The sequence below is a fragment of the Kiritimatiellia bacterium genome (genome assembly GCA_026417735.1).
Taxonomy (GTDB): Bacteria; Verrucomicrobiota; Kiritimatiellia; order PWTM01; family PWTM01; genus CAACVY01.
This window is the reverse complement of the sequence record JAOACR010000009.1, coordinates 118,604-130,436: the sequence shown is the minus strand read 5'-3', so window position 1 is coordinate 130,436 and position 11,833 is coordinate 118,604. Positions and strand designations below refer to the sequence as shown.

Genomic DNA, 11,833 nt, shown 5'->3' with positions numbered 1-11,833 from the left:
ACGCAACCCGGCCAGCTACGCCGGCGGAGCCGCCCCCTCGCTCAGCTGGCTGCGGATGCTCGCGCACTGCCGTCGTCCGGCCGTAGATGCGCCTCGCCGGCCGCCACGGGCTGAAGCACGCCGCACACGGTCAGCAGGTTGGCGAGAGCGGTGAGCTGGAACGGCTTGGCGAGAAAACCCTGCACCTGCAGCTCTCCAAGGCGATCGGCCTGAACGGCGTCGTCAAATCCGCTGGTCACGATGACGGGAACATCGGCGCGGATCGCGCGCAGTCGGTGGAGAGTCTGACGGCCGTCCATCTCCGGCATTGTCCAGTCGAGCAATACCGCAGAGTAGGCCTCGGGTTCGAGGCTGAAACGCTCGAGCGCCGCCGGGCCACCATCCGCGGTCTCGACGTCGGCACCGAGGCGGCGAAGCATGCGGGAAGCGACATCGCGGACAAAGGGATCGTCGTCGACCACCAGCACGCGGCCACCGGGGCGGGTGCGGTGGGAGGGGCGGGCGACTGGACGTCCCGACGGTACGGTCACTGGCGTCTCCGCGGCGGGGAACATCACTGTCACGGTTGTGCCATGTCCAGGATCCGAGGAGAGCATCAGAGCGCCGCCATGAGCGCGGACGATCCCTGCGACGACCGGCAGTCCGAGCCCGCGGCCCGGAAACTTCGTGGTAAAGAAGGGATCGAAGATGCGGAGACGAACGTCGGCCGGGATGCCGGGACCATTGTCGGTGACCTCGAAGCCGGCCCACCGGCCGCTGGCCGATTCGCCAGAGAGGATCGCGTCGGAGAAACGGTGAGGGCCGTCCATGAGGGAGACGGTTCGGAGGCGGATGTGGCCGTTTTCGCGACCCGCGACCGCCTCGGCGGCGTTCATCAGCAGGTTCACCGCAGCCTGTACGATCTGCGCGGGGTCCGCAATGATGTCGGGTGGTTGGTCGTCCGTCTGTAGTTCAAGGTGCACCGAGTTGCCGACGGCCGACAGCAGCAGACCGCGGGCGTCGGTGAAAACGGTGCCGAGGCGGAGCCGGCGTTTGGATGCGGGCGCACGGCCGGCATAGGTGAGCATCTGGCGGACCAGGTCGCTTGCGCGCTGCCCCGCTGTACGCACCGCCTCCAGGCAGTGCGCGAGATCGTCCGCTGTTTCTGCGACCGCCGCCATTTCCGCGTGACCGAGAATGGTCGCCAGCAGGTTGTTGAAGTCGTGGGCAATGCCTCCGGCCAGCACGCCGAGGCTCTCCAGCCGTTGTGTTTGCTGAACACGCTCGAGCAGCCGCACCCGTTCCTGCTCCATGGCCTTGCGGGCGGTAATGTCCCGGATCACGAGCGCGTGAAAATGACCATCGTCGGTGGTCCAGGATCCGCCGGTGATCTCCGCCGGAAACCGCTCCCCGTTCGCCCGTACAAGTTCGACCTCCTGGGGCAGGCTGAGCGCGTGGCCGGTTTCGGTGGGGACGGTCCAGCGCAGCACATTCGCGCCATCGGAGCCGATCGCAAAAGCGAGAGGGCGGCCAAGAACCTCGCCGCGCTCGCGGCCGAAAATGCGCTGCGCGGCCGGGTTCCATGCGACAATGCGGTTTTCCCGGACAACGAGGATGGCATCGGGCACGGACTCGGTGATCGCGCGAAAGCGCTCGTCGGTGCGATGACGATCCAGATCGATGCGGATCGCCCGATCCGCCGCCAGCGCGCTGGCGAGGCCGGCGACCGCCACAGCCAGCAGCAGCGCGAAGAAGCCGTAGCGCAAAGCGGCGCGGATCGAGTGAAACGATGTCCGGCTGATTTCCACCTCCAGCACCGCCTCGGGTTCGCCGTCCTGTCCCGTCATCGTCACCGCGCCGAGTAGCCAGTCCTCGTTGGCGGGACGCGCGTCCGCCTCCGCCGGAGGGCGCTCGGCGACATTTCGCGAGGGCGCGGGAGGTGCCCGGAGCCTCAGCAGACGGTCACTTCGAGGAACGAGCTGATCGAGCTGGCGGCCGCTCAGGTGGCGACCGGCCACAACCGCGTGGTGCTGCCCCTCGCCGGAGAGTGCTGCGGCGGGGACGGCGGCGACAATCCACAGCCCCCCTTCACGCGATAGCCAACGCGCGACGTGCGGGCGATTCGATGCGACGGCCGCCCGCACAACATCCCGCGCACGCTGCTCATCTTCAGCCCCCCAACGGCTCGCTCCGGGAGCATAGTGCAGTTCGAAAAGACCGCCGTCCGCCGCTGCTTGCGCAACCACGTCCATCGTGGAGCGCTCCAACCATGTTGCCTGCGGGGCGGCCCACGCCCCGGCCGTTCGTGCGGCCAGATTCACCGCATCGCCAACGACTGCCTCGCGAATCTGGTCGAGCAGCCGCGTGATATCCAAGAGATGCTGCCGGGCGGTCTGACACTCCAGGTTTTCGAAAGCGGGCCACACCATCCGGTTCGCAAGCGCCAGAATGCTCACCATCACCAGCACGGTCAGGACGAGGAAAATCCGGACGGTGGCGCGGCGGCTTCCGGTCACGGGCTTGAGATCTTCCAAGTGGCCATCGGCAGAAACAAGCTATCCGCCCTTGCGAAGCTGTTCAACGCTGCCGTTCGACCGGGCGCGAGGTCCGGCGCTGCTCGCGTGCAGGCGGCAAACCGCCCTCCGGCGTCGAGTCTGGAGAAACGAACCGCAAACGACGCCTCGGGTTCGAATCAACGCCGGCGCGAGCCAAGCGAGAGATAGTAGAGCAGCGTCATGATTGCGGAAACGGCGCTTGCGACGTACGTGAGGAACGCTGCGTCGAGGACTGCCGATGCGGCCGGTTGCTCATCCGGCGCAACGATGCCGCTTTCCACCATCAGACGCTTCGCGCGTGCGCTTGCATTCCATTCAACGGGCAGCGTGATCAGTGTGAATGCGACGACCGCAGCGAAGAGTAACAATCCGAACTGAAACAGGCCGGGCCGATGCAACAACAGACCCAGCAGGATGATCGGGAACGCCAGATGGCTGCCAATCTGGGTCACCGGCACGAGCTGGGATCGGATCGTCAAGGGACCGTAGTCTGCGGCCTTCTGAAGGGCGTGGCCGGCCTCGTGGCACGCAATTCCGATGGCGGCGAGTGAGGCGGAGTCGTGCACGCCGGGCGAGAGGCGCAGCACGTTCTCACGTGGGTCGTAGTGATCGGTGAGAAAGCCTCCAACCCGTTCGATGCGAACGTCGTGGAGACCTTCCGCATCGAGCAGTGCGCGCGCCGCTTCCGCGCCGGTGAGGCCACTGCGGGCCCGGACCCGCGCGTACCGGTTGAACGTCGTCTGGGTACGCCAGGTCGCCCACATGCCGAGGATCAGCGCCGGCAAAATGAACAACCAATAACTGGGGGTAATCATTTGAATCGCTCCTGCACTCACGCACAGTCTAGCAGACCATCAGACCGAATTCCATCGAAGCTCGCGCCGGTCTTTCTCGACGCGGGCGCGGCCACATGCGAACGGCGCAGCGCGGAGCTGCGCGGTGTGGCCCCGTGCCGGGGCCAGACCCGAGCAGATGGAGCGCGAGCCGAGGAGGGCTGGGGGCCCCGACGCGCCCGTCACGGAGATCCGGAGGTACGGCGGCACCCTGCCGAGATCCCAGCGCCCCCGCGCGGGATGGCGTTCTGTCTCCGGTATTTCTCGTCTGGAACGGGAAGGCACTCGCTCTTTTCGACGGTGAAGTTACGTGATCGCCGATGTTGCGGCACCCTTTGAAGGGGCTGCGAAGAAGAACGGTGATGAACGGCAAGCTCGTTGCAAAAGGTCTGCGGACCTCAACGGGGCGGGGGAGAAAATCGCGGGGTCGCTGCTTGGCACTGTCCGCCGTCCCCGCCAATGGGGATATGTCTTCGCAGCCAGAGACCTTGCGGCGGCTCAACGCTCGGAGCCGGTGCTGGATTTCGATGAATTCGGGAGCCGATACAGGCCACGGCCGGCCGACTCGATCACCTTGTCTTTTGCCATCCGCGACAGAGCGACATATAGGCTTTTCGTTGCACCGCCAAGTTTTCGGATTCCTTCGCGAATTTCGTTCACGGACACCGGGCTTTTCTGCTCCAGGATCTTTAGCACCGCCTCACGAATCGTCACGCGGCGCCCTTTTGCAGTACGAGCAGCTTTCGCGTGCATCTTCGGCGTGGTGGCGGGACTGCCGGGAGCTGCTAAGGTTTTCGCGGCCGCGGACTTCGGCTTTCGCGCCGGCGCTTCTGCGCTCAGCCGCGACGTTTTCGCCACGGTCGTATCACGCCGGCCCACACTCGCTACTGGTGCCGCGGCTGTTTTTTCAGCTGGCGTCCCCACATCCGCGGCCAGCAGTTGGTTGATCCGGCGGCTCCACTCGTCAATTTGCCGCTCCAGTTGAGCCACCACTGTGCGATGGCGCGCGAGCGCTGTTTTCGCAGAGAAGATTTTGCGGATGAGCGCAGTGACTTCTTTCGCTTTCATCTGGGCCTGCTTTCTTTTGCTGAGAAGACTCATTGCTCGCCGGACTTATGATGCTCTGAGGCGAAGGTCTGATAAAACCGTTAACTTGTCAATCTCAATTCTAAGATTTGTTGAGGTGCCCTTCGGAGCAAAGAGTGGATCCACTCGAACCCAGATGTTGGATTTATTGGTCCGGGGGTGCTTGCAGCCGGTCGTTCAAGTCCGGGCCTGCGGTCCGCGCGAACAGCCGGTCGGCGCGAGGCGGAGCCCGGGCAACAGCGGGTTCTGTGCGGGCGGTGGAGGTCAGCACGGCGCCACCGAGAGCTACGCGTCGGTCGCGACGCCGGAGCGGCTGCGCGGGCGACCGGCACGCATCGTGCGCGGCGGTTGACGAGGACCAGAGCCTCGTGTATTTTCACGGCGCTCTGATGGACGTGCCCCCTTCGTCTATCGGCTAGGACGGCAGGTTCTCATCCTGCAAAGACCGGTTCGATTCCGGTAGGGGGTGCCAACCTCGCCTTCCCCGAATGCGCTCGGCCGACTCGTTCGGCAGCGTTCTGAGTTCCGTTCAGAGATCGGGCACAAACAAGCCAAACACGAGCCGCCGACGCTCTTCCTTATGCTCATTGAGCAGAGCTTCGAACACTTCCCGAACCTGGGGGGATGGTGCGGAATCGGCGGCCCAGCGGTAGAGCCGGAGGATTTGCTCGTCGAGATGAAGGGCCGCGCAGACGATCTCGGGAATGGTCATATCCGGCGAGAGGCGGATCTGTTCGAGAGCGCGGACGACGTCGTCGGGTGGCGGATACTGATACCACATGTCGAGCAGCGAGCGCGCAGACTTTGTTTCGAACGCGGCCAATCGTCGTTCCATTCGTTCCTCGTGAGCGGCGAGGTAGTCCATCAGCATCTGGATGCGTTCGCGGTCGGACTGCCGCTCGATCCGATGGAACCGCTCGGCGAGTTGCCGGTGGAATGCTCGGGCCCGCTCGATCACATCGCGCGTTTGTTCAAACGGCATGGCGTGCTCCTTAAGTTCGGGCTGCCGCGTCGCGCTCTCGGTCTTCATGCGCAGTCTACCGCCGACCTTGACGGACGCCAAACCGGATGGCCGGCGGAAGATTTGACCGAACGGCGGGGGGACGAAGGCTCCTATCGCGATGACGCGCGGGCGCGGTCCGAGGGTGGGGAAACGATGACGGTGCCGCGATAGTGGCGCAGGACCGCAGCGATGTAGCGGCGGGTGGAGGGGAACTCAATACGGTGCCAAAACTGACTGGCGGTCGCGGCGCTGGCCGCCCAGCGTTCGGCGCGGGTGAGGCCCGCGTTGTATTCCGCGAGCGCAAAGGGCAGTGGGTCGTCCGCCCGCGGCGTCCATCGCTCGACCGCTCGCTGCAGGTACCAGGTGCCCGCGCGGACATTGACCGACGGCAGAAACAGTTCGGGGATGGCGGGAACAGGGCGCCCCTCGGCAGCGGCCCAGTCGGCCGCGGCGCCCGGGGTGATCTGCATCAGACCGATTTCGCCGCGCCGGCCGATCGCCATCGGGTTGAATCGGCTCTCCCGCCAGATCACGGCGCGGAGCAGATTGGGATCGGCGCCGTATTCGCGCGCAACGTTTCGCAGAAGCTCGTCGAACCGGTGGATCCGCCAATACCAATAAATTCCGGTCGAAAGGACAACTGTTGCGCCGGCGGCGAGTGGCCAGCGCAGCGCACGGATCAGCGCTCGGACCGCCCACATGACCAGGGGGAGGATACGCCGGGATAAGGGTCGCGTCGATGCTGGCCGCGAGCGGACACGCCGGGCAGGGGATCAGGGCGGCGGCGCCGTGACGCCGAGTCGCAGCATGGGTAACACGTGCTCGCGTACTTCTGGACTCATCTCGAAGAGCACGAATCCTGCGGCGCCACTGCGGCGCGCTTCGATCACCTGCTCGATGACCTGGTCGGCCAACAGCTGGGAGTCGTTCGCGCTTGCGCCGATGCCCTGCCAAATCCGGCCGGCGGCCTGCGGCAGCGACGCGTGCGCAGCGCAGCGGGCTGCGAACCGGCGGAGATTTTCGTCGTAGTTCATCGGGCAAACGAAGTCCACCCATCCTTCACGCAACCAGCGGGGCCAGTCCTGGCCGACCGTTTGCGGACAGTCGGTCGGGTCCGCAAAGACGGCCGCCGACAGCGCCATCGCCGGTGCGATGCGCTGGAGCTCGATACGTACGCGGCGGACGAACGCGGAGATCACTTCCGCGCGCCAACGGCGGAACTCGGCGGCGCGGGGGCCGTCGCCGCGGACGTCCGCGGGCCAGCGGGCGACGGGCCGGCCGACGGACTGCTCAAACGCGCGCCGGGTCGCGGGGCCGAAGTCGGCGTCGCTACTGGGCCAGCGGATGTAGTCAAGATGGATTCCGTCAAAGCTGTATCGGGCGGCCGCGTTGGTGATCGCGGCCAGCTCCCGGTCGGCGTTTGCGGGGATGGCCGGATTCAACCACGGGATCCACTCCCCATCGGCACGGCTCTGAAGTGCGCCGGCGGCGGCGAGTCGGCGCAGTTCAGTTTCGGGCAGGCCCTCTAAATTCCAGCAGACCTTCCATAGATGGACGCGGAGTCCGTGCCGACGGGCGGCGGCGATCACTGCAGCGGCCTGATCGCCCCTCGCTCGAAGAGTGTAGGAGGGGGGCACGACGTCGTTCGGGAAATGTGCCTGTGCGGGCCAGAGCAGGTTCGGAAACACGTCGGTGACGCCGCTGGTGCGAAGTTCCCGGCAGCTGCGATCCCAGTCGCCCGGGTACCACCCGGTGCCCGAGTGGTCCCAGATGCCAACGCGTTCACCGGGCCGAGGCGACTGAGTTCGCGCGTAAGCCTCAATGAGGGCCTGGCGGCCGTCGCGGAGTGCGGCGGCGAAGGCCGGCCAGTCTCCCCTCGCGCTCGCCTCCACGGCGGCCACGCGGCTGCGTGCGGCGCGATCCAGAAGGGAAGCCACGGTGGCGTTGCGGGGCGCTGCGGCACGGATGCATTCGACCGCCTCCTGAAAATTGCGGAACGAGTCCACCCGTCCTGCTTCCTCCAGTGCAGGCGGCGCGATCCATGACCACGCTTCAGGCGCGAGCAGCGCAACCATGCCGGCAAACAGCCATTGTTTAGCCGGGCCGTCATCGCTGTTCGGCACGCAGGTCATCCAAAAGCCGTTTGTGGAAGCGACACAGGCCGGGCGAGCGGTGACGCCGTCCCCGCACCATGTGGCGATCAGCTGCGCATCGGCGCGCGCGGGCTCGACCGGAAGAATCTGCGCCGTTGTCTGATAGATTTCTGGAGCGAACGGCCAGCGCTGGGATTCAGCGAAGCGAAGGGAAGTCCACTGCAACCCGTTGGTGAGTCGCAGGTAGCTGCCCAGACGGACCCCCATCAGTTCCGCGAGGCGAGGGTCCGCCGAATAACACACGATGAGCCGCCCCCCCCGCCGCGCGTAGCGCCGGATCGCCTCCCAGACCCTATGCGGGAGCGAGAGATTATACGGCAGGATCGCGACTCGCGCGCTCGTGTCGCCGACGAATTCGGATTCAGGGATAGCGGCAACGGGCAGGCCCATGGTGTCGAGCCAGCGCCACACGCGCCGGGCGGCCGCGCCCGCAAATGCCCGTTCGCCTGCGGTGGGCAGCGAGTGGTCGCCAATGAGCACCACGGCGAGTGGGTCGGTTCCCCTCAGCTCGTGTAGTACAAACTGTGCACGACTGGGCGCCGATCGCCAGAACGAAAGTCGAATGCGGCGAACCGAAGCCCAGCTGCCTGGCCGTCCTTCCGACTCCATTGCCCGAAGCGACAGAAAGACGCGCTGGCGGCCCGGCCGCTGGATCGGCACCGCGGCGACGTGCCAACCTGGGCCACTTTCAAAGTAAATCAGACATGACCGGATCGCGACCGGCGAGTCCACCGAGAACTCGAGTTTGATCAACGAACCTCCGCCGGGCGACCATGCGCCGGGGAGGTCCCAGTACAGTCGTTCGGTGGACGATTCATCGAAAGGGAGCTCAAAGCGGACGCCGTCGGCTGAAACCGTGGCAGGTGGCGCACCATTGCGGGGTATCCACACGGCGGCCGGCCCCGCCTGCGCGGAGAGGGCCAACACGGTCGAGAGAGCGGGGAGCGCCCGTCGGCCAAGTGCTGCAAACGATAGAGCCTGCGGGCGCACGGGCGCTGGAGTGTACCGGCAGAACCGTGGCCGTCAAGTTCGTTCAGCGGGCCGGTTGCTTCGCCGGGCGGCCGAAGGGCACCTCACGGCGAGCGCTGACCGCGGCCGTCTTCGGCCTACTCGCCGGGGAGCGCAAGTTCGTTGACCCGGCGTTTCCACGCCGCAGCGCCACCCGTTCCACCAGTCACGATGAACCATGGGCGATCGGTGAGATCCGCATGTTGTTTGGCCGGCACCTCTAATGGCGGCTGCAAGATCCACCGAGCGTCTGGATGAAGACGACCGGTTTCGGTGTCTCGCAAGAAACGCACGCTTGAGGCGGGGGAGGGCGGAGCAATTGCGCCCCAGAACCTGTTTGGCGCACCGCGTTCAATCCAGGCGTCCGCTTCGATTGCTTTCCACAGGTTGCGAGGCCGCGGATGTGCATCGGCTTCGAAGGCGGGACGCACAGCGAGATAGATCGAGTTCACGCGCAGCGGAGACGCGCCGGTATTGCGGATGGCGCTCAGTTCACAGGCCAGCCAGGGGCCGCCGGCGGCCAGCACCACGACATCGCACTCGAACAAGGGGGTGGGTCCGACTGTTCGAAACGCACACTGTAGCGAGACGGTGCCGTTGTGCGGTTCGCCCTTGCGGGCGCTAGCAAGCGGGGCTTCCACCCAGCGGGACCTCCCGCGGTCGTCGAGCAGTTCCAGCACAACCGACAGTGTGCCCAGCGGCACGGGCGGCTCCTCCCCCCAAAGGATCGTGCACGTGGCATTGGAGGAGGTTTCCACCCGCAGCAGTAGGTCTCCAGAGCGGAGGGCACCGCTGTGCTCATCCATGTGGACGGTCGCCGCCGACGTTCCGCCGCGGGCGCGCACATAGTCGGCCGCGGACGGCGACGGTGGTCGGTGGGGAGGCGGCCGGGGAGGAGGCGGGGGGGAACGTCGAAGCACGCCCGCATCGCGGTGCAGGCGTTCGAACATCGAGGTCAGAAGCTGGTAGGGCTGATTCTCCTCGTTCACCAGCCCGTAATTGGAATCCTCAGGGAATCGGGCCGAGATGCCGAGCGCGGGTTCGTCGACCCACATGAAATAGTTGTAGCCGATCACAAACGGTAGCGAGAGCAAGGTGCGTGCGAACAGTTCCGACGCGCGAGCCCGCTCGGCCTGGGTGCGAAATCGCTGGCCCGCGCCATGCAGGCAGGGCAGTCCAGAATCCAGTGCAGGGAACGACCATTCCGTGATGAGGAGCGGCCGACCGCACAGTTCGTAGTATCGCGTCAGGTGGGCGCCGAGCGGTTCCCGGCGGTGGTCAAGGCGGGTCACGACCTCGTCCGTGTCGAGATCTGCGAAGGGATAGATGTTGAACGAGACCACGTCACAGTGACGCCCAGCGGCTCGCCAGACGATCGGATCTGCGCCCTCCGTGCCCGCAAAGCGCGCACCGAGGATCAGGTGCTCGGGGTCCGCCGAGCGCACCGCTTCGCAGAGAACACGAAAGTAGTGCTCGGCGGTGTCTCGAAGAAATTCGGACTTGATCTCAATTTGATCGGCGGTTTCGGACGGAAGCCGGTCGAAGGAGGCAAGCTGCTCCCACGATTTGAGGGAGGGGGTCCAGACCCGCCGCGCAGCCTCCAGGTCATCGTTTGCGCGTCGGCGGATGAGCGCGCAGGCAGCTTGTTTGGCGGTGTGCGACGCCGGCAACCTCATGGCTGCGTCGAAGAGTCCAGTCGCACTGACGATCTTCGCCGGCGCCGCCGTCCATCGCCCCCACCAGGCCAGCTCATTGTCGAGGAAGTAACCGATGAGCCAGGGATCCCGGCGGTTCGGTACGCAGCGCCGCATCGTTTGGTAGCGGACCCAGGCGGCGAAGTTCGGGTGGTACACATTCGGAAATGCGGTGCCGGGCCGCCCCTCTGGTGGTGCGATGTAAAACTCTTCGCCCAGCGAGGCAAAGCTCTCGCCCAGGGCGAGGAGAATCATGTGCGACAGGCCCCGGCGCCACAGGGAGGGATCACATCCCGCACCGAGCGCGTTGAATCCCCACGACCGAAGTCTGGTGAGTGTTTCCTCCTCCCACGCCGTGCGACGGGGATAACGGGCGTCATTCTTGCGACCATACGGCGCATATCCCAGCGCCTCGCACCAATGCCCGTGGTATTTGACGTGGTCAACGCCGAGGATGACGAATCCCCGTCCGAGGGGGTCCACTGCCCACCAGCGACCGGCTTCATCGCGGGTCAGCTTCGTGGTACCGGTGGCATCTGCGGTGACGTCGGGCACGAAGGAGGCGGACGCATACGGTGGCCAGTCGTGCACCGGGTCCGCGATGGGATTTGACCATCCCACTCTCACGTCGCTCACTTCAGCGGCGATCCCGTGAGCGTGGATAGCGGCGCGGCCGCGGCGCACCGCGCCGCTCTCCAGGTGGCATTCGCGCAGAAGGCGAATTTGCCCGCTAACGTCACGAATCTCCGCGAAGACCCGGTCGTCCCCAAGCTCGAGGCGGAGGACAAGGGGTTCGTTCTCCTGCCAATCCGGGTTGGCGATCTGTGTGCGAACCACGCGCCAGCCGTGCGAGGAGGGCCATTCTCCCCCGAGCGCCTGACCCAGCTCGAAGAAACGTCGACGCCCCTCCTGGGGTGGAGACTGGACGAGATTGAGACGCCACTGGTTGGCGTTGCTCTCCCGGATGGAGAGCCCAACCACGCACCAGCCGCTGCCGTTCACGTGTCGCGGTACGACGGTCGCTTGCACGATCACGTTGGATGCAACCGGTCCGATAAATTCGGCTTGCACATCGCGGCCCTCCACCCGGCTTCGAGTGGGGGATAGTTCCACCCACGCGAGAGGGTCGGCCAGCCATGCCTCACCAATACCGGGCGGGGGGACGGGGACCACTTGTGGGGGACCCGCCATGCAACTGAGGGCGACCCCCGCAACTGGCCCGAGGAGCTTCTTCCGACGCACGCGCTCTCTGCTACAGACCGACCAGGTGCGTGTCAAGCGGAAAAAGGGGGCGATCACATCGTCGTCGCCAGCGGGGGCCTCGGATCGGTTCTTCGCCACGGGCGGCAGAGTGAACCGACATTCGAGACATCTCAGTTTCATCTCGCCATCAACTAGATCAAGCAAAACCCGATTCGTTCAGTGGAAAAACTCTCATCGGCATGTAGATTTCACCCATGACAAGGAAATCGAATCGGTGCCGACGGCGCGACTTTCTGCTGGCTGCAGCGACAGGAGCGCT

The 11,833-nt window shown here is 65.7% G+C and carries 7 protein-coding genes and 1 tRNA gene; 1 reads left to right on the top strand and 7 read right to left on the bottom strand.

Going from position 1 to position 11,833, the window contains the following annotated elements; all coding sequences use genetic code 11:
- Positions 1–41: 41 nt before the first annotated feature.
- The 3 genes from N2652_04220 to N2652_04210 all read right to left on the bottom strand — a co-directional run bounded on the left by N2652_04220 (position 42) and on the right by N2652_04210 (position 4,468).
- Positions 42–2,495 carry a response regulator gene (locus N2652_04220; GenBank protein ID MCX7818402.1) on the bottom strand — a complete coding sequence of 818 codons (2,454 nt, stop codon included), beginning with the start codon at positions 2,493–2,495 and terminating at the stop codon, positions 42–44.
- Between the two features lie 176 nt (positions 2,496–2,671).
- Positions 2,672–3,349, bottom strand: coding sequence for a zinc metallopeptidase (locus N2652_04215; protein MCX7818401.1), 678 nt, complete (start codon positions 3,347–3,349; stop codon positions 2,672–2,674).
- A gap of 516 nt (positions 3,350–3,865) precedes the next feature.
- The gene (locus N2652_04210; protein ID MCX7818400.1) at positions 3,866–4,468 is read right to left on the bottom strand and encodes a hypothetical protein; all 603 of its coding nucleotides are present in this window, start codon (positions 4,466–4,468) and stop codon (positions 3,866–3,868) included.
- Between the two features lie 382 nt (positions 4,469–4,850).
- Here N2652_04210 and N2652_04205 point away from each other — a divergent pair.
- Positions 4,851–4,925: transfer RNA gene (locus N2652_04205), tRNA-Glu, on the top strand.
- A gap of 57 nt (positions 4,926–4,982) precedes the next feature.
- On the opposite strand, the gene N2652_04200 is transcribed toward N2652_04205, so the two are convergent.
- From N2652_04200 to N2652_04185, 4 genes are all read right to left on the bottom strand, one after another.
- On the bottom strand, positions 4,983–5,435 hold the full coding sequence (locus N2652_04200; protein ID MCX7818399.1) for a hypothetical protein: 453 nt from the start codon (positions 5,433–5,435) through the stop codon (positions 4,983–4,985).
- Between the two features lie 131 nt (positions 5,436–5,566).
- Positions 5,567–6,157: a lytic transglycosylase domain-containing protein gene (locus N2652_04195; GenBank protein MCX7818398.1), complete on the bottom strand. Its 591-nt coding sequence runs from the start codon at positions 6,155–6,157 to the stop codon at positions 5,567–5,569.
- Positions 6,158–6,229: 72 nt separating this feature from the next.
- Positions 6,230–8,500 carry a family 10 glycosylhydrolase gene (locus tag N2652_04190; protein ID MCX7818397.1) on the bottom strand — a complete coding sequence of 757 codons (2,271 nt, stop codon included), beginning with the start codon at positions 8,498–8,500 and terminating at the stop codon, positions 6,230–6,232.
- A 215-nt stretch (positions 8,501–8,715) separates the two neighbouring features.
- The gene (locus tag N2652_04185; protein ID MCX7818396.1) at positions 8,716–11,694 is read right to left on the bottom strand and encodes a hypothetical protein; all 2,979 of its coding nucleotides are present in this window, start codon (positions 11,692–11,694) and stop codon (positions 8,716–8,718) included.
- Positions 11,695–11,833: the final 139 nt, after the last annotated feature.